Source organism: Agromyces sp. 3263 (assembly GCF_031456545.1).
In the GTDB taxonomy this organism is placed as follows: Bacteria; Actinomycetota; Actinomycetes; order Actinomycetales; family Microbacteriaceae; genus Agromyces.
In genome coordinates this window covers 226,569-243,838 of the sequence record NZ_JAVDUV010000002.1, presented here as the reverse complement: position 1 = coordinate 243,838, position 17,270 = coordinate 226,569, and the positions used below count along the sequence as shown (strand labels likewise).

At 70.4% G+C, this 17,270-nt stretch carries 15 protein-coding genes; 8 read left to right on the top strand and 7 right to left on the bottom strand.

Annotated elements, in window-relative coordinates:
- Nucleotides 1-10: 10 nt before the first annotated feature.
- Nucleotides 11-1,258, bottom strand: coding sequence for a multidrug effflux MFS transporter (locus J2X63_RS14320; RefSeq protein WP_309978415.1), 1,248 nt, complete (start codon nt 1,256-1,258; stop codon nt 11-13).
- Between the two features lie 101 nt (nt 1,259-1,359).
- On the opposite strand from J2X63_RS14320, the gene J2X63_RS14315 reads away from it, so the two are divergent.
- A complete protein-coding gene (locus J2X63_RS14315; protein WP_309978412.1) occupies nt 1,360-2,241 on the top strand; it encodes a helix-turn-helix transcriptional regulator in 882 nt (293 codons plus the stop codon).
- Nucleotides 2,242-2,330: 89 nt separating this feature from the next.
- Nucleotides 2,331-2,537: a hypothetical protein gene (locus J2X63_RS14310; RefSeq protein WP_309978410.1), complete on the top strand. Its 207-nt coding sequence runs from the start codon at nt 2,331-2,333 to the stop codon at nt 2,535-2,537.
- Here J2X63_RS14310 and J2X63_RS14305 read toward each other — a convergent pair.
- The 3 genes from J2X63_RS14305 to J2X63_RS14295 all read right to left on the bottom strand — a co-directional run bounded on the left by J2X63_RS14305 (nt 2,504) and on the right by J2X63_RS14295 (nt 4,228).
- Nucleotides 2,504-3,202, bottom strand: a complete 699-nt coding sequence (locus J2X63_RS14305) for a hypothetical protein (RefSeq protein ID WP_309978409.1) — start codon at nt 3,200-3,202, stop codon at nt 2,504-2,506. The genes J2X63_RS14310 and J2X63_RS14305 overlap by 34 nt on opposite strands.
- A 70-nt stretch (nt 3,203-3,272) precedes the next feature.
- On the bottom strand, nt 3,273-3,569 hold the full coding sequence (locus J2X63_RS14300; RefSeq protein ID WP_309978407.1) for a DUF2277 domain-containing protein: 297 nt from the start codon (nt 3,567-3,569) through the stop codon (nt 3,273-3,275).
- A 50-nt stretch (nt 3,570-3,619) separates the two neighbouring features.
- Nucleotides 3,620-4,228 carry a GNAT family N-acetyltransferase gene (locus tag J2X63_RS14295; protein WP_309978405.1) on the bottom strand — a complete coding sequence of 203 codons (609 nt, stop codon included), beginning with the start codon at nt 4,226-4,228 and terminating at the stop codon, nt 3,620-3,622.
- 159 nt (nt 4,229-4,387) lie between these two features.
- On the opposite strand from J2X63_RS14295, the gene J2X63_RS14290 reads away from it, so the two are divergent.
- Nucleotides 4,388-4,984: a DUF1992 domain-containing protein gene (locus J2X63_RS14290; protein WP_309978403.1), complete on the top strand. Its 597-nt coding sequence runs from the start codon at nt 4,388-4,390 to the stop codon at nt 4,982-4,984.
- A gap of 99 nt (nt 4,985-5,083) precedes the next feature.
- On the top strand, nt 5,084-7,063 hold the full coding sequence (locus tag J2X63_RS14285; RefSeq protein ID WP_309978401.1) for an amino acid transporter: 1,980 nt from the start codon (nt 5,084-5,086) through the stop codon (nt 7,061-7,063).
- Between the two features lie 91 nt (nt 7,064-7,154).
- On the opposite strand, the gene J2X63_RS14280 is transcribed toward J2X63_RS14285, so the two are convergent.
- Nucleotides 7,155-8,171: a LacI family DNA-binding transcriptional regulator gene (locus J2X63_RS14280; RefSeq protein ID WP_309978399.1), complete on the bottom strand. Its 1,017-nt coding sequence runs from the start codon at nt 8,169-8,171 to the stop codon at nt 7,155-7,157.
- A gap of 112 nt (nt 8,172-8,283) precedes the next feature.
- Here J2X63_RS14280 and J2X63_RS14275 point away from each other — a divergent pair, with 112 nt between their 5' ends.
- The 4 genes from J2X63_RS14275 to dinB all read left to right on the top strand — a co-directional run bounded on the left by J2X63_RS14275 (nt 8,284) and on the right by dinB (nt 15,717).
- On the top strand, nt 8,284-9,627 hold the full coding sequence (locus J2X63_RS14275) for an MFS transporter (protein WP_309978397.1): 1,344 nt from the start codon (nt 8,284-8,286) through the stop codon (nt 9,625-9,627).
- Between the two features lie 36 nt (nt 9,628-9,663).
- Entirely contained in the window at nt 9,664-12,150 is a 2,487-nt protein-coding gene (locus J2X63_RS14270) for a family 78 glycoside hydrolase catalytic domain (protein WP_309978394.1), read from the top strand.
- Nucleotides 12,147-14,435 carry a glycoside hydrolase family 3 C-terminal domain-containing protein gene (locus J2X63_RS14265; RefSeq protein WP_309978392.1) on the top strand — a complete coding sequence of 763 codons (2,289 nt, stop codon included), beginning with the start codon at nt 12,147-12,149 and terminating at the stop codon, nt 14,433-14,435. The genes J2X63_RS14270 and J2X63_RS14265 overlap by 4 nt, the downstream gene beginning before the upstream one ends.
- 85 nt (nt 14,436-14,520) lie before the next feature.
- Nucleotides 14,521-15,717 carry a DNA polymerase IV gene (gene dinB / locus J2X63_RS14260; RefSeq protein WP_309978390.1) on the top strand — a complete coding sequence of 399 codons (1,197 nt, stop codon included), beginning with the start codon at nt 14,521-14,523 and terminating at the stop codon, nt 15,715-15,717.
- 71 nt (nt 15,718-15,788) lie between these two features.
- Here dinB and J2X63_RS14255 read toward each other — a convergent pair whose 3' ends face one another.
- Entirely contained in the window at nt 15,789-16,613 is an 825-nt protein-coding gene (locus tag J2X63_RS14255) for an anti-sigma factor (RefSeq protein ID WP_309978388.1), read from the bottom strand.
- Entirely contained in the window at nt 16,594-17,259 is a 666-nt protein-coding gene (locus J2X63_RS14250) for a sigma-70 family RNA polymerase sigma factor (RefSeq protein WP_309978386.1), read from the bottom strand. Before J2X63_RS14250 ends, J2X63_RS14255 begins: the two co-directional genes overlap by 20 nt.
- Nucleotides 17,260-17,270: the final 11 nt, after the last annotated feature.

Here is a 17,270-nt window from a genome sequence, read left to right as displayed (position 1 = left end):
TGCTCGCAGCTCAGTGGAGGGCCGGCTCGGCCGAGGGCGTCGACGGCGCGGCGGCCTTCGGCCGCGACCTGCCGAGGGCGGCGAAGGCGACCCCGGCAAGCGCGACCGCGGTCACCGTGACCACGCCGAGGGGCAGGATGCTCGTGGCCCCGGCGATGCCGACGAGCGGCGCGGCGACCCCGCCGAAGCCGAAGCGCACCATGCCGAGGAGCGACGATGCCGTGCCGGCGACCTGCGGGTACCCGACCAGGGCGATCGTCGTCGCCGGCGGGGAGGTGATCGCCACGCCGCCCACCAGCGCGAACAGCGACGCGAGCACGACCCACAGCGGCACGGCGCTCAGGCCGGCGGCGAGCAGGCCGACGGCGCCGAGCCCGGCGACGGCGATCCCGATCGTGAGGGTGCCACGGACGCTCCAGTGCTCGGAGGAGCGGCCGGCGAGGTATCCGAAGACCATGAAGCCGGCCGAGTTCAGCCCGAATGCGAGCGCGTACTCCTGCGGCGAGAGCGCGTAGACGTCCTGCAGCACGAAGGTGGCTCCGGCCAGGTAGGCGAACAGTGCGGCGTAGAGGAAGCCCTGGTTCAACACCGCGCCGACGAAGACCCGGTCGGCGAGCAGCATGCGGAAGTCCCGGATGGTGTGGGCGAAGCCCCCGGCGGTGCGACGCTCGAGGGGCAGCGTCTCGCGGAACACGACGAGCGTGACGACGAGGATCGCGACACCGATCAGGGCGAGGAGCACGAACAGGCCCCGCCAGTCGGTCATCGTGTTCAGCAGCCCGCCCAGGAGCGGGCCGACGACCGCGGCGAAACCGCCGATCACCGTCAGCCGGCCGTAGAACCTGATCAGCGCCCCGCCCGAGTAGACGTCACGGCCCGCGGCCTGCGCGATGACGATCCCGACTCCGCCGGCGAGCCCCTGCACCAGGCGGGCGGCGATCAGCAGCTCGATCGTCGGACTGATCGCGCACAGGGCGGACGTGACGATGTACGCGAGGATGCCGATCAGCAGGATGCCGCGGCGGCCGAACCGGTCGGACAGCGGGCCCGCGACGAGCTGGCCCGCGGCCAGTCCGACGAGGCACGCGGTGATCGTGAGCTGCGCCACGGAGGTCGCGGCGCCGAGCTGCGCCGTGAGCGCGGGCAGCGCCGGCAGGTACAGGTCCATCGAGATCGGCCCGAACACCGTGAGCAGCAGGAGCAGTGTCGGCAGCCACCGGCTGTGCGAAGGCCGCGGGGCGAGAGCGTCGGGAAGCATGTGCACCAGCCTGCTCGCGGGCCATCGCGCTCGGGAGCCCCGGACGGAGCGTGTACTGGGAGGGCACCCCTCGCGGAAGCCGCGCGACGTACGCTGGCGGAATGGACAACCGATCCGAGGTGCGCGAATTCCTGATGTCGCGCCGCGCGCGGCTCGCGCCGGAATCCGCGGGCGTGATCACCGGCGGCAATCGACGGGTTCCCGGCCTGCGGCGGAGCGAGGTCGCCTCGCTCGCCGGCGTGAGCGTCGAGTACTACGCCAAGCTCGAGCGCGGCGCGATCGCGGGGGCATCCGCCGCGGTGCTCGACGCGCTCTCTCGGGCACTGCAGCTCGACGACACCGAACGCGCCCACCTGCTCGACCTCGCGCGCGCCGCTGACGGCATCCCGTCATCCGGGCGGATGCGCCGCCGTGCCACGCGCTCCTCGATGCCGCGGCCGAGCCTGGAGTGGGCGCTCTCGGCCATCACCGAGGCGGTCGCGTTCGTCCGCGACCAGCGACAGGACCTCATCGCGACCAATGCGCTCGGTGCGGCCTTCTACTCCCCCGTCATCGGCACCAACGGCCGCACGCCAAATCTCGCCCGATTCCAGTTCCTCGACCCCGCGGCGCGCGACTTCTACCCCGACTGGGACCGGTTCGCCGAGATGTGCGTCGCGATCATGCGCGCCGAAGGCGGACGCGACCCGCACGACAAGGGACTGCAGGACCTCGTCGGCGAACTGTCCACGCACAGCGAGACCTTCCGTACCCTCTGGGCGGCGCACAACGTGCGCACGCACGGCACGGGGACCAAGCGTTTCAACCATCCGATCGTCGGCGAGCTCACCCTGGCGTACGAGGAGTTCGCCATCACGGCGGAGCCCGGCCAGGTCCTGCTCATCTACACCGCGGAACCCGGATCCCCGTCGGCGGACCGCCTCAGGCTCCTCGCGTCGTGGAGCACGGAACACGCGGTCTCGGCGTCGAGGGCGTCGTCCTGACCGCACCTTCGTCTCTGGCCGTTCTTCTCGAGGTCACACGTCCGTCATGTGCTGCGGCTACGTTGCCGGAAAACGATCGGAGGTGCGGCATGGACGCGATTCACGGGTTCGACGTCATCGAAGCGGGCGAAGGAAGGTGGGACATCCAGCTCCGCGAGAGCTTCTCGGTCGCGGGCCACGTCTGGCACACGGCATCCGCCTTCGTGGTCTGGGACTGGGCCGACCGCCAGGTCGGGGTGTTCGACTCCCTGCCCAGAGCCCTTCAGGCCCTGGCGACGCTGGAAACGGCGAGGTAGGCGGGCGGAGCCTGCTCGCTGGGCCGCGGGCCCGACCTGTCCACGAATCGCGCGGTATCGGACACCGCCGCCGTCAGGAGCGTGACGAGCCGATCGTCGCGATCACCGACGCACGCCCGCGCGATCCCGTCGACCGCGCCGGTCACGATGTCCCGGCATTGCTGGGCGCTCATGCCGCGGCGTCCCGGACCGACGTTCTCGATGAACCGGATGCCCCAGGCATCGGCTGCCGGTGCGCTGCGAAGGGCGGCGTCCGCGAGCTCGCGCGGCTCCGAGGTGAGCTCGTCGTCGCGGTCCGCGAGGACTCGGAGCGCCATGCGCAGCCCCACCGCCTGCGATCGCTGGCGCTCCTCCGCGGCGACGGGGAGGGCGGCCGCGGCGGCACGGACGGCGAGGAGGACATCGAGCAGCGGGTCGTCGCTCGTCAGCCCGATGACCGTCGGGATGAGCGGCGTGAGCCGGGCACGGCCGGCATCGCTCACGGAGTCGTTCACCAATCGCGCGAGGTGCGCCAGGGTGGCGTTCGTGCATGCGGGATGGTCGCTCCAACGCTCCCCCGCGAGGTACGACGCGAATTCCATGAAGCAGGCGCCGCGCCGTGGTGAGCGATGCCGACCCGGGGAGAGCATCGGCAGGACATCGGGTTGGGCGATCGCGTCGCGCATGGAACCTCCCTCGACCCCTCCACTCTGCGCCTGTCAGTGCCGTGATTCAAGTGCCTCGATCGGATGCCGCTCAGGCTGAGGCGGTTCGGATGCGGACCTCGCGCTCCATCCGCTTCTCGTGGCGCTCCCGTCCCTTGACCGCCTCGAGGTCGCGGTTCTTCGGTGGCGCGTTCGTCACGAGACCGTCGAGCAGCCGTCGGGTGGCCTGAGCGATCTCATCGATCGCCCGGTCGAACGCTTCGGTGTTCGCCCGCGAGGGGTGCGTCGATCCGCTGACCTTTCGCACGAATTGCAGCGCGGCCTCACGCACCTCGTCATCGGTCGTCGGCGGCTCGAAGTTGTGGAGCACTCGGATGTTTCGGCACATGCGAGCGACGATACCCGGAGGGCGGTCAGCCTTGAAGCCCCCGGCCCGCGTCAGCCGAGGGCCGGTGGAACCGTCTTGCGCATCACCGTCTTGCTCTTGCCGATGTGGCGCTCGAACGTGAATCCGGCCTTCTCGAACATGGCCCTCGTGCCGTTGTGGAGGAAGGAGGACGACGTCTTCTTGCCCGGGACCAGCTCGTTGGGGAACGAGACCACCTCGCCTCCGCCGGCCTGCGCGATCAGGTCGAGCGCGCCGTCCAGCGCCTCCCGGGCCACCCCCGACCGACGGTGGTCGCGGTCGACGAAGAAGCAGGTGATGCGCCACGGTGCCGGTGCGGTCTCGCCCGCGTCGTACTGCTTGCGGTGGTAGATGTTCGGCAGTTCGACCGGACTGCCGTACTCGCACCACGCGATCGCATGGTCGCCGTCGAAGACGAGCGCGGCATGCGCGACGCCCTCCGCCACGAGTCGCTGCTTGAACGTCGGCCGATCGACCTCGTCCTTGGCGGTGTGCTCGGTGTCGTCGTGGAAGTACGAGCAGTAGCAGCCTCCCCAGACCCCGTTGTGCTTCTGCGCGAGGGCCAGCCACGCCGGGAAGGTCTCGGGAGTGAGCGGCTTGATCACGTGGGCCGTCACCGGCACCTCGTCGTCGTCGGCCATGGCAGACTCCTCGCCTCTGTGCTGCCAGTCTGCCGATCGGCACCGACGTTCGACAAGACCGGCACAGTCACCTGCCGCCCGCTGCCGTGCATTCGGGGTGACGCGGTCGCCGTCGTATCGTGGAGTACGGGAATTCCGACGCCGCGAGGGAGGTCGAGGATGAGCGACGATCCCCAGCGCGCCGCGTGGCAGTATCGGCTCGATCGCACCGCCTGTGAAGAGGCGATCGCCCGTGGCGAAGCACCCGATGTCGCCGATGCGGCGGCGGAACAGGCTCGATCGTTCACGCAGGCGGAGCGGTCGGCGTACGTGGAGAACGCGATCCAACAGGCGATCCGTCGGGGCGAGTTCGACAACCTTCCCGGCGCCGGAAAGCCCCTCGAAGGGCTGAACGGGCAGCACGATCCCGACTGGTGGATCCGCCGCAAGATCGAGCGCGAGCAGCTGACCGGATTGGGTCCGCCGGCGCTCACCCTGCGAGTCGAGAACGGCCAGCTCGAGGCCCGCCTGGATGCGATGCACCGTGAATCCGAGGTCCGCGAGGCCGTCGAGGACTTCAACCGGCGCGTGATCGAGGCGCGACGCCAGCTGCTCGGCGGCCCACCGGTGGTGACCCCGACGCGGGATGCCGATGCGGAGGTCCGTGCGTGGCGCGAGCGGCGCGAAGTCCGACGGCGCCAGGCGATCGAGGAGCGCGCACGCCTCGAGCGTGAGCAGACGACGCCACGCCGTCCCTGGTGGCGCCGTCGCGGCTGACGATCCGGTCGCCCCTCGCTCGGGAGTCGACCTATTGGATCGGCCGACGGGGTGGGATGATCGATCGTCCGTCGCCGATCGGCGGCTCGGAGGAGTGTGATGCGCGACTGGTCCCAGTTCGAATTCCCGGCGCGGGTTCCGGGACCGGATGCCCACCGCCCCGAGAACCGGTTCACCCGGTGGTTCCTCGAGCACACCGTGCAGCCGGCGGGGCCGGAGGTCGAGGAGTCGAGCGTCGAGCAGCATTCCTGGTGGAAGGTGATGTGCCTGACCGGTGTCGACTACTTCTCCACGCTGTCCTACCTTCCCGCCATCGCCATCGTGGCCGCCGGCGCCGTGTCGCCGATCGCCACGCTCCTGATCGTGGCCCTCACCCTGCTCGGGATGCTCCCGATGTACCGCCAGGTGGCGAAGGAGAGCCCGCACGGCCAGGGTTCGGTGGCCATGCTCGAGCGGCTGCTTCCGTTCTGGCGCGGAAAGATCGTCGTGCTCGTGCTCCTCGGCTTCGTCGCGACCTCGTGGATCATCACCATCACCCTCTCCTCGGCGGATGCGACGGTGCACCTCATCGAGAATCCGCTCGTGCCCGAAGCGCTCAGCGGTCAGGCCGTCGCCATCACGATCGTCTTCCTGCTCGTGCTCGGCGGTGTCTTCCTCCTCGGGTTCACGGAAGCCGTCAACGTCGCGATCCCGCTCGTCGCCGTGTTCCTCGGCCTCAATGCCGTCGTGATCGCGACCGGCCTGGTCGAGATCATCGACCACCCGGCCACCATCACCGACTGGTGGGCCGCCCTCACCCGAGGCGGCGGGGGCTTCACCGACGTCATCGTCCCGGCCGTCCTGGCCTTCCCGCTGCTCGTGCTCGGCCTCTCCGGCTTCGAGACCGGCGTGAGCATGATGCCGCTCGTCGCCTCCCGGGGAACGACCCCCGAAGAGCGGCTCGCCTCGAGGATCCGGAACACGAAGAAGCTGCTCACGGCGGCGGCCGTGATCATGAGCGTGTTCCTGATCACCAGCAGCCTCGTCACCACCCTGCTGATCCCGGCGGACCAGTTCGAACCGGGCGGTCAGGCGAACGGCCGCGCACTCGCCTACCTCGCCCACGAGTTCTTCGGCGACGCCTTCGGCACCGCCTACGACATCAGCAGCATCCTCATCCTGTGGTTCGCCGGCGCGTCCGCGATGGCCGGCCTGATCAACATCGTGCCCCGGTACCTCCCCACGTACGGCATGGCTCCCGACTGGAGTCGCGCGGTCCGCCCCGTCGTGGTCGTGTACACCGGAATCAGCATCGCGATCACGGTGGCCTTCCAGGCAGACGTCGACGCCCAGGCCGGCGCCTACGCCACGGGCATCCTCGCCATGATGGTCTCGGCGTCCGTGGCGGTGCTCATCTCCGCCCTCCGTCGCCGACGGGCCCCGGCGATCCTCGGATTCGCGGTGCTGACCGTGGTGCTGGGGTACGCGCTCGTCGACAACATCATCGAGAAGCCCGACGGACTCGCGATCTCAGCCATGTTCATCCTCGGCATCGTCGTGGTGTCCATCGTGTCGAGGGTGACGCGCACCACCGAGATCAGAGCCGACCGGATCGAGTTCGACGAGACGGCCCGGCGCTTCATCCAGGATTCGCTGATGCACGACGGCCGGCTCAGTGTCATCGCGAACCGTCCGGGCGTCGGAGACGCCGCCGAGTACGAGCAGAAGGAACGCGCACAGCGCCGGCTCAACCCGGTGCCGGGTCGGGCGGACGTCTTGTTCCTCGAGATCCACGTCGTGGACCCGTCCGAGTTCCGCGAGGTGCTCCACGTGCGGGGCGTCGACGTCGACGGCCATCGCGTGCTCCGCGCCGACAGCCCCGCCGCTCCCAACGCGATCGCCGCGATCCTCGTCGCGATGCGGGATGCCTCGGGCGTCCTCCCCCACGCGTATTTCGAGTGGTCAGAGGGGAACCCGCTCGTGCACATGGTGCGCTACATCCTGCTCGGGCGAGGCGACACGGCCCCTGTGGTCCGCGAGATCCTGCGAGAGGTCGAGAAGGATCCGGCCGAGCGGCCGACCATCCACGTCGGCGGTTGACGCGGGTCGCCCGGACATCTCCTGGGAGGGGCTCACCCTGAGTTGCATCGGATGCGCGGCCGGGGGCTGCACGCCCGCAGGCAGGGGCAGGTCAGTGCACGGGCCCGCCGTTCGTGGGCGCTCGGGTCGATGCCCGCACGATGAGCTCGGAGGTGAACTCCGGGCCGACCTCGGGCGCGGGTCGGCCCGTGGCGGCGCTGATCGCGAGCGCGGCCGAGAAGCGCCCCAGCCCCGCCGTGTCGATGCGCACCGTGGAGAGCTGGGGCTCGATCATGGTCGCGAGCGGGGTGTCGTCGTAGCCGATGACGGCGAGCTCGTCGGGAACTCGAAGTCCCAGCCGGAGGGCGGCGCCCAGCGTCGTCGCGGCGATGTCGTCGTTGTAGGCGGCAACCGCCGTGACCCCGGCGTCTCGCCAGTGGGCGATGAGCTCGGGCACTGCGGCATCCGCGTAGTCGAAATCGGCGGTGAGCACCGGCTCGATGCCGAGCCCGGCGGCCGCGCGCTGGAACGTCGCGCGTCGGGTGCTGACGAGGTCGGCGATGCGGGGGTCCCTGGAGCCGGCGAACGCGATGCGGCGGTGGCCGAGCGCGACGAGATGCTCGGCCTGCAGGCGCGGCCCGTCCTCGACATACGCCCGGTCCTCGGACGCATCGGGGTCGGGGATGATCGCCGAGATGCCGGCGGCGCGGATCGACGCGACCTGGTCGGGCGCGAACCCGGTCAGCGACATCACCACGTCGGGTTCCAGCGTCTCCCACAGGGGGCGAGCGGCCCCGGTCGGATGGGGTGTGTAGGTGATGAGCGAGTAGCCGGCCTCGTCGAGCGCGAGTGAGGCCTCTTCGATGTTGCGGCGGAGGGTGAAGTCGAGCGGCCAGTCGGGCAGCACCATCAGGATGAGGTGCGTCCGCCCGCTCGCGAGCGCACGGGCCGCCGAGTGAGGCCGGTAGCCGAGACGCTTCGCCTCCTCGATGACCCGCAGGCGTGTCCCTTCCGAGATCGTCTGGCCCGGCGTGTCGTTCAGCACGAACCCGACGGTGGCGCGGGAGATGCCGAGAGAACGGGCGATGTCGGCCGCCGTGACCCTGCGCGTGGTGCTGGTATCGGACATCCTCGCCTTTCATGGCGCGATCGCTTGCGCGCTCTAGTCGCCTAATGTAGCATCGACCGCATTCGCTAGCACGCGCTAGTTGACGCCCCGACCACACGACAACGGAGTCCCGATGAACCCGAACGAGCGCGAGAACGAGCCGACCATCACGCCGGTGGCGTACCCGCTCCCCACCACGACGGTCGACCCCGAGGCGATCGCCGAAGCCGTCGAGCCCGCGCCCGGCCTTCCCGAAGTGGGTCCCAGGTACATCTGGCTGATGGTCCTCGCCCAGTTCGGCGTGTTCATGGCGTTCATCACGCCGATCGCGATCTCGCTGGCGGTGCGACTCGGTGAGCTGGCACCGGACAACCAGGAGTACCTCGGATACATCACCGGAGCGGGTGCACTCTGGGTGATGCTCACGGCCCCGTTCATGGGGATCTGGAGCGACCGCACCCGCTCCCGCCTCGGTCGGCGCCGTCCGTTCATGATCGGCGGGATGATCGTGGGCGTGCTCTCGCTGGTCGTCATGGCGCTGGCTCCCTCGGTGCTCGTGCTCGGCGCCGGGTGGATCCTGGCCCAGTGGGGCTGGGGAACGGTGCTCGGCAACCTGCAGAACTCCACCGCCGACCGGCTGCCCGAGTCCCAGCGCGGAAAGGTGGCGGGCCTCACCGGCTTCGCGACCCAGGTCGCCCCGGTGATCGGGGTGATCGCCACCATGGGCCTCACCGGCGATCCGCTGTTGCTGTTCCTCGTTCCGGGCACGGTAGGGGTCGTCCTCGTCACGCTCTTCGTCACCCTCGTCCACGAGGACGACAGTCGCGCGCTCCCGCTCGAACGCATCGGCTTCGCCGGCGTGCTAGGCAAGTACGTCTACAACCCGCGCCGCTTCCCGGACTTCTCGTGGAACTGGCTCGGGCGCTTCCTCTTCTACTTCGGCCTCACCCTGAACACCACCTTCACCGCGTTCTTCTTCGCCGATCGCCTCGGCCTCTCCATCACCGACGTCTCCGGGGTCATCGGCACACTCGGTGCGGTGGGCGTGCTCGCGACCACAGCCGGAGCGATCGGCGGCGGCTTCATGTCCGACCGCTTCCGCCGGCGGAAGGTGTTCCTGGTCATCGGCGGTGCGATCATGGCGGTCGGCATGGTCACGATGGCCCTCTCGTCGGATCTTCCGTTCCTGTTCGCCGGATCGCTGGTCGTCTCGCTGGGCATCGGTCTCTTCGCCGCCGTCGACATGGCGCTGCTTCTCGACGTGCTGCCCGAGAAGGAGACGGACGCCGGGCGATTCATGGGCATCACCGGCTTCGCCACGTCCATCCCCCAGGCAGCCGCCCCCTTCATCGCCTCGGGAATCCTCGTGATCGGGGTGACCGGCGACGCGAAGAACTACTCGCTGCTGTTCTTCCTCGCCGCCGCATTCGTCCTGCTCGGTGGGCTCGTCATCCTTCGCATCAAGTCCGTCCGCTGAGCAGACCCCCGCCCCGACCAGTCGAGGAGATCGACCATGCCTGACGCCACCTTCATCACGCCGGCCTTCGAGAGCGGGCGTGAGGGCGACCCGGCCCCCTACTTCCGACGCCCGTTCGCGGCATCCGCCGGCCTGCGGCGGGCCACCCTCCGCATCACCGCGATCGGCCTCGTGGAGGCGTGGATCAACGGCACTCGCGTGGGCGACGAGGTGCTCGCGCCGGGGTGGACCTCGTATCGGCACCGTCTCGCGATCTCGAGCCACGACGTCACCCCGTTGGTTCACGAGGGCGAGAACGTCGTCGGCGCGATCGTCGGCGAGGGGTGGGCGCTCGGACGTCTGGGCTGGGAGAACCGGCGCAATCACTACGGCGACCGACCCGCCCTGTGGGCCGAGCTCGTGCTCGAGTACCCCGACCGCGTCGAGACGGTGGTGACGGATGCCGCGTTCCGCTCGTCGACCGGCGCGATCCGGTCGTCGAGCCTCTACGACGGCGAAGTGGTCGATGCCCGGCTCGAGCCCGAGGGCTGGAGCGACACCGGATTCGATGACGGCGACTGGTCACCGGTCGAACCCTTCGAGTGGCCCGCTGAAGCCCTGTTCGAGCCGACTGCGGAACCGATCCGGCGGATCGAGGAACTCGCGCCGGTGTCGATCACGACCAGCCCGAGCGGCCGCACGGTCATCGACTTCGGCCAGAACATCTCGGGCTGGGTGCGCTTCACCGTGCACGCGGCACCCGGTGACACCATCACCATTCGACACGCGGAGACCCTCACCGACGGTGAGCTCGACTTCGAGACGCTGCGCACCGCGAAGGCGACCGACGTGTACGTCGCGCGCGGCGGCGGCGGCGAGACGTTCGAGCCGCGGTTCACGTTCCACGGGTTCCGATACGTCGAGGTCGACGGCTGGCCGGGCGACGTCTCCGCCGAGGACGTCCGCGCGGTCGTCGTGCACAGCGACATGACCCGCACCGGTTGGTTCGAGACCTCCAACGAGCTCGTGAACCGCCTGCACGAGAACGCCGTGTGGTCGATGCGCGACAACTTCGTGGGTGTGCCGACCGACTGCCCGCAGCGCGACGAGCGCCTCGGCTGGACCGGCGACCTGAACGCGTTCGCGCCGACGGCGGCCTTCCTGTACGACGTGCGCGGCGTGCTGGGCTCCTGGCTCGACGACCTCGCGGCCGAGCAGCAGGAGAAGGGCTTCGTGCCGTGGGTCGTGCCCGACGTGCTCTCCACACCCTCGTCACCGACCGCACTGTGGTCGGACGTCGCGGTGAGCCTGCCCTGGGCGCTGTACCGGGAGTACGGCGATCTCGAGATCCTGCGCCGGGCGTATCCGTCGATGACGTCGTTCATCCGCAGCGTCGAACCCTCGCTGGATGCGTACGGCCTGTGGTCGACCGGGTTCCAGTACGGCGACTGGCTCGACCCCGATGCGCCGATCGACAATCCCGCAGGCGGCAAGACCGACCGCCACCTCGTCGCATCCGCGTACCTCTGCAAGACCACCCGCGAGCTGGCCCACGCCGCCGCACTGCTCGGTGAGGAGGCGGATGCCGCGCACTTCACGGCGCTCGCCGACCGGGTGCGGGCCGCGTTCCGTCGAGAGTATGTGACCGAAGCCGGCCGCATCGTGAACGAGTCCGCCACCGCGTACGCGCTCGCGATCGTGTTCGACCTGCTCGAGCAGGAACAGCGCGAGCACGCCGGCGACCTGCTCGCCAGGCTGGTCGCCAAGGCGGGGTTCACCATCTCGACCGGATTCGCCGGCACCCCGCTCGTGACCGATGCGCTCTCGAGCACGGGCCACCTCGACGAGGCGTACGCACTGCTCATGGAGACGCGCTGCCCGTCGTTCCTCTACCCCGTGACCATGGGCGCGACCACGATCTGGGAGCGCTGGGATTCGATCCGGCCCGACGGGACCATCAATCCCTCGGGGATGACCTCGCTCAACCACTACGCGCTCGGCGCGGTCGCGTCATGGCTGCACCGCGTCGTCGGCGGCATCGAGGCGATCGAGCCGGGCTACCGACGCGTGCGGATCGCTCCGAAGCCGGGTGGCGGCCTCGTGTCGGCGAACACGCGGCACGACACAGTGCACGGACAGATCGCTGTCGCGTGGCGCGTCGACGGTGCCGACGTGACGCTCGACGTCGCGGTGCCGGCCGGCGTCGTGGCCGACGTGGAGCTCCCGTTGCATCCGGATGCCGCGACCGCGACGGTCGGCGCCGGCACCCACTCATGGCGGTACGAACTGCCGACGGTCGACCGGCCCGAGTACTCCATGGACACCATGCTGAACGTGCTGGCCGCCGACCCGGTCGTCTGGCGCGACGTCACCGAGGTGTTCGCCAAGCACCTGCCCGGCATCCCCATCGACGGGACCGCCCCCGAGGCGGCAGCGATGAGCCTCGACATCGTGCTCGGCTACATCCCGGGCGCCTCCGATGAACTCCGCGCCGACCTCGAGCACGCCGTCACCCACTCGAACGCCGAAGGAGCCCTCGCATGACCGACATCCGTGATCGCGACCACGAGCCGGCAGGCGATGACGACCGGCGGACCCTCGAGGCACAGGCCGCGCTGCTCAGTGGACGCGACTTCTGGTCGACACGTGAGGGCGGCGGCATCCGCTCGCTCGTGCTCGTCGACGGCCCGCATGGCGTCCGCAGGCAGGCGGGCACCGCCGACAACCTCGGCTTCAACCAGAGCCTGCCATCGACGTGCTTCCCGCCCGGCGCCGGGATCGCCTCGAGCTGGGATCCCGCGCTCGTTCGCGAAGTCGGCGAGGCCCTCGGCCGTGAGGCGCGCGCGCTCGACGTCGACGTGCTGCTCGGGCCGGCGATCAACATCAAGCGGTCCCCCCTCGGCGGACGCACCTTCGAGTACTTCTCAGAGGATCCGCGCCTCACCGGCGCGCTCGCCGTCGAGTACGTGCGCGGGGTGCAGAGCACCGGCGTCGGCACGTCGGTGAAGCATTTCGCCGTCAACAGCCAGGAGACCGAACGCATGCGCGTGAGCGCCGAGGTCGATGACCGTACGCTTCGCGAGATCTACCTGCCCGCGTTCGAGCGTGTCGTGAAGGAAGCGGCGCCGACCTCGGTGATGAGCGCGTACAACGCGATCAACGGTGTGTTCTCGTCGGAGAACCGTTGGTTGCTCACTGGACTGCTGCGAGACGAGTGGGGCTTCGACGGCCTCGTCGTGTCGGACTGGGGCGCGATCAAGGACCGGGTCGACGCGCTCGCCGCCGGTCTCGACCTCGAGATGCCCGGCACCGGCGACGAGGGAACCGAGGCGATCCTCCAGGCGGTTCGCGATGGTCGGCTCGACCGCTCGGTCGTGGAGACGAGTGTCGAGCGGCTGCGGGGGCTCGCCGAGCGCACGGCTCCGACGACCGGGCCAGCGGGCTTCGACGCCGACGCACACCACGCGCTCGCCCGCCGGTCGGCCGCGGCATCCGTCGTGCTGCTCCGCAACGAGCGCGAGACGCTGCCGCTTCGGGCGGATCAGCACATCGCCGTCATCGGGGAGCTCGCCGTCCAGCCGCAGTACCAGGGCGGGGGCAGTTCGCACGTGAACCCGACCCGGGTCGACGTGCCGCTCGACGAGCTGCGACGGGCACTCGGGGACGAGCGCGTGACGTTCGCGGCCGGGTACGCGAAGGGTGCGACGGAGGCGGCGACCGACGCGATGCTGGACGAGGCGCGGGGTGCCGCGGCATCCGTCGATGTCGCCGTCGTGTTCGTCGGGTTGTACGAGGAGGACCAGTCGGAGGGGTTCGACCGCGAGCACCTCGACCTGCCCGCCGCCCACACCGCGCTCATCGAGGCGGTCGCCGAGGTCGCAGCGCGCACCGTCGTGGTCCTCTCGAACGGCGGCGTGGTCACGCTCGAGCCGTGGCACGACCGCGTCGAGGCCATCGTCGAGGGTTGGGCGCTCGGGCAGGCCGTCGGCAGCGCCCTCGCCGACGTGCTGACCGGCTCGACGAATCCCTCGGGAAGGCTCGCCGAGACGATCCCACTCGCACTCACCGACACCCCGTCGTACCTGAACTTCCCCGGCGAACAGCAGATCGTGCGGCACGGCGAGGGAGTCTTCGTCGGGTACCGGTACTACACGAGTGCCCAGCGGGCGGTGCGCTACCCGTTCGGACACGGGCTCAGCTACACGACGTTCGGAGTCGAGTCCTTCGAGGTCGAGACGACCGGCCATGACACGGCGGTCGCACGGGTGACGGTGCGGAACACCGGAGCGGTGGCCGGAGCGGAGGTCGTGCAGCTGTACGTCGCGCCCGCTCCCTCGGACGTGCGCAGGCCGGTTCGGGAGCTGGGCGCGTTCGCGAAGGTCTCGCTCGAGCCTGGCGAGGCGGTGACCGTGACGCTCGAACTCGAACGTCGCGCCTTCGCCCACTGGGATGTGCGCGGCTCGCGCTGGCGGGTGGACCCGGGCACCTATCGCGTCGAACTCGGCCGTTCGGCGACCGACATCATCGACGTGCGCGAACTCCCCCTCGTCGGCGATGTCGACCGCCCGGCACCGCTCAGCCTCGTTTCGACGGTGAAGGAGTGGTTCAGCCACCCGATCGTCGGACCCGCACTCATGCAGGGCATGATGGCGAACGGGACGCCCGAGCAGCAGGCGGCCGCCGAGGCGAACGGGAACGCGCTGAAGATGGTCGAGTCGATGCCGATGGGCCAGTTCGCGCGATTCCCCGGCGTCGAGATCCCCGACGACGCGCTCGAGCAGTTGATCGCCCTGAGCGTCGCGTCGGCGCAGGCGGAGCCCGCCGTGTGACGGAGTCGGCTTGCAGGGACTGAGCGTCCCCGTGTCGCCGGGGCGTGCGACCATCGGCAGGACGGACGATCAGTGGGAGGGCAGGATGCGCGGCGCAGCGACCGTGTTGCACGCGGATCTCGACGCGTTCTACGCCTCGGTCGAACAGCGTGACGCGCCCGAGCTGCGCGGCAGGCCGGTCATCGTCGGCGGCGGTGTCGTGCTGGCGGCGAGTTACGAGGCGAAGGCCCGTGGAGTGCGCACCGCGATGGGCGGCCGGCAGGCGCGCGAGCTCTGCCCCGATGCGGTGGTCGTTCCGCCACGCATGGACGCGTATTCCGCGGCCAGTCGAGCCGTGTTCGCGATCTTCCGGGACACGACGCCGCTCGTGGAGGGTCTTTCCATCGACGAGGCGTTCCTTGAAGTCGGGGGGCTCCGACGCATCTCGGGCACGCCCGAGCAGATCGCGGTGCGATTGCGCGAGCGGGTCCGTGCGGAGGCCGGATTGGCCATCTCGGTGGGGATCGCGCGGACGAAGTTCCTCGCGAAGGTGGCGAGCGCGGTCAGCAAGCCCGATGGGCTCTTGGTCGTCGAACCTGAGCGGGAGCAGGAGTTCCTGCTCCCGCTGCCAGTGGAACGCTTGTGGGGGGTCGGTGCAGTCACCGCGGAGAAGCTGCATCGGCTCGGCATCCGTACCGTCGGGCAACTGGCAGAACTCGAAGCGGCGACCGCCGAGAAGCTGCTCGGCAAGGCGACGGGAGCGCACCTGCACGCGCTGGCCCGGCTCCGGGACCCGCGCCCGGTCGACACCACACGGCGCCGTGGCTCCATCGGTTCTCAACGCGCGCTCGGCAGCCGCCCGCGCTCGCCCGACGAACTGGACGTCATCCTCACCCAGATCGTCGATCGCCTCGCCCGTCGCCTCCGCGATGGGGACCGGGTGTGTCGCACGGTCGTGCTGCGCCTTCGCTACGGGGACTTCGCGAAGGCCACGCGGTCGCGCACCCTCGGCTCCGCGTCCGACCGCACCGCCGTGCTGCTCCCCATCGCGCGAGGGCTCCTCGCCGGGGCGCAGCCCGAGATCGCTGAGCGCGGCATCACGCTGATCGGAATCTCGCTGTCGCAGCTGGCGCGCGCCGACAGCCTCCAGCCGGAGCTGCCCATCGACTGGGACGACGGCGTGCGCCTCGACACGGTGCTGGACGCCGTACGCGATCGATTCGGCACGGCGTCGGTCGCGCGAGCTGCGCAACTCGGCCTCGACCCGGGCTGGTCGTCGCCGCGGCTGCCCGAACACGAGTGACGACGATCGACGACGCGGCGTCACCCCTCGCCCGGATCCACCGCACCACTCGGGTCATCCGTCGGATGGGCTCAGATTCGCCGCAGCTCACCGCGCACGATGGAATCGCCCGAGTGCGCCGGGTCGCCGTCGACGGGTTCGGCCGAGACGTCGACCAGGGTGAACTCGTCGAGGTCGATGCCGTCGGGCACCACGAAGCGGCCCGTCGCGCCTTCGAGCAGTCCGAGGCTCACGAGCCCCGAGGCGTCGGACCGGATCAGCCAGACCTCGCGCACGTCGGTCGACGGAACCTCGGCGTCGAGGTCGACGACGATCGACCTGACGCCGTCATCGTCCTCCTCCAACTTCGCCGAGCCGGTGGCCGACCAGCCGGGAAAGGCGTCGAGCGCGGCGGTGGCCACGACCGTCTGGGGCGTTGGCCGGGTTCCGAACCCTCCGCTCACGCCGGCGCCGATGGCGATCCCCGCCACGATGCCCACTGCGGCGGCCGCCGCGGCCACGGGCCACCAGCGCTGCGCCCGTCTTCCGCGGAGCGGCGTGACCGTTGCGGTCGGCGGCTCCTCCGCGGGTCGAGTCGCGTCGGTCGGCGGAGCCGCGATCGGTTCCGGGGGCGCGGGCGCGAGGGCGTCCTCAGCGACTGCGTCGGCAGCGAGCGGGTCGGCCGCGAGCTCGGGTGCGAGCGACAGCTCCTCGTGGATGGCCGCCCACACCGACGACGGCGGTGCTTGGAGCCCACGTCGCGGCGCGCCGGTCCGGCCGAGCTCGACCGTGCGCGCCAGCGCCTCGTACTCCGCGCGGCACGCGTCGCAGGTGTCGAGGTGCGCGCGGGTGTCGCCCTCGGGGCGTACGCCGTCGAGTGCGAGGGTTGCGAGGTCGTCAGGCTCGATGTGGCCCATCGTCCACCTCCCATCGCGTCCTCAACCTGGTGAGGCTCCGTCGCACGTGACTCTTCACCGTACCCACCGGCAGTCCCAGCGTCTCGGCGATCTGCGAGTGGCTGAGCTGGTCGTAGAAGGCGAGTTGCATGACGCGTCGAGGGACCGGCTCCAGCCGGTCGAGCTCCTCGGCGACCATCACCCGGTCGGCGACGTCGTCGACGACCTCGGGCCGAGCGGATGCCTCGGCCACGAGCGCGTCCTCGAGTCGCCGCGCGCGCGACCGCGCCTCGTGCGCGTCAGCGATGCGGTGGCGGGTGATCCCGACGATCCAGGCGCTGAGCGCAGAGCGGGAGTCGTCGAAGCCCGATCGCGTGCGCCAGGCGGAGATGAACACCTGCTGCGTCACGTCCTCGGCGTCGGTGCGGTCGCCGAGTGACCGCAGGGCCAGCCGGAACACGAGCGGCGACCAGCGGGCGTACGCCTCGCGAAGCGCCCATTCGTCGCCGGCGGCGAAGGCGGCCGCGAGGGCGTGATCGTCGACCGATCCGGGAGCAACTGCCTCGCCCAGCTGACGCTCACCTCTTCGCGATCGTCGGGGCCGCACCTCGGGAGTTGTTGCGCGCACCGGGGTGGCGACCATGCCCTGCCGTGCTTCGACCAGCATATCGATCCTCC

Bases quoted from the DNA above. Each gene is read 5' to 3' on its own strand.
- J2X63_RS14320 (WP_309978415.1), bottom strand. From the start codon at position 1,258: ATGCTTCCCGACGCTCTCGCCCCGCGGCCTTCGCACAGCCGGTGGCTG.
- J2X63_RS14315 (WP_309978412.1), top strand. From the start codon at position 1,360: ATGGACAACCGATCCGAGGTGCGCGAATTCCTGATGTCGCGCCGCGCG.
- J2X63_RS14310 (WP_309978410.1), top strand. From the start codon at position 2,331: ATGGACGCGATTCACGGGTTCGACGTCATCGAAGCGGGCGAAGGAAGG.
- J2X63_RS14305 (WP_309978409.1), bottom strand. From the start codon at position 3,202: ATGCGCGACGCGATCGCCCAACCCGATGTCCTGCCGATGCTCTCCCCG.
- J2X63_RS14300 (WP_309978407.1), bottom strand. From the start codon at position 3,569: ATGTGCCGAAACATCCGAGTGCTCCACAACTTCGAGCCGCCGACGACC.
- J2X63_RS14295 (WP_309978405.1), bottom strand. From the start codon at position 4,228: ATGGCCGACGACGACGAGGTGCCGGTGACGGCCCACGTGATCAAGCCG.
- J2X63_RS14290 (WP_309978403.1), top strand. From the start codon at position 4,388: ATGAGCGACGATCCCCAGCGCGCCGCGTGGCAGTATCGGCTCGATCGC.
- J2X63_RS14285 (WP_309978401.1), top strand. From the start codon at position 5,084: ATGCGCGACTGGTCCCAGTTCGAATTCCCGGCGCGGGTTCCGGGACCG.
- J2X63_RS14280 (WP_309978399.1), bottom strand. From the start codon at position 8,171: ATGTCCGATACCAGCACCACGCGCAGGGTCACGGCGGCCGACATCGCC.
- J2X63_RS14275 (WP_309978397.1), top strand. From the start codon at position 8,284: ATGAACCCGAACGAGCGCGAGAACGAGCCGACCATCACGCCGGTGGCG.
- J2X63_RS14270 (WP_309978394.1), top strand. From the start codon at position 9,664: ATGCCTGACGCCACCTTCATCACGCCGGCCTTCGAGAGCGGGCGTGAG.
- J2X63_RS14265 (WP_309978392.1), top strand. From the start codon at position 12,147: ATGACCGACATCCGTGATCGCGACCACGAGCCGGCAGGCGATGACGAC.
- dinB (WP_309978390.1), top strand. From the start codon at position 14,521: ATGCGCGGCGCAGCGACCGTGTTGCACGCGGATCTCGACGCGTTCTAC.
- J2X63_RS14255 (WP_309978388.1), bottom strand. From the start codon at position 16,613: ATGGGCCACATCGAGCCTGACGACCTCGCAACCCTCGCACTCGACGGC.
- J2X63_RS14250 (WP_309978386.1), bottom strand. From the start codon at position 17,259: ATGCTGGTCGAAGCACGGCAGGGCATGGTCGCCACCCCGGTGCGCGCA.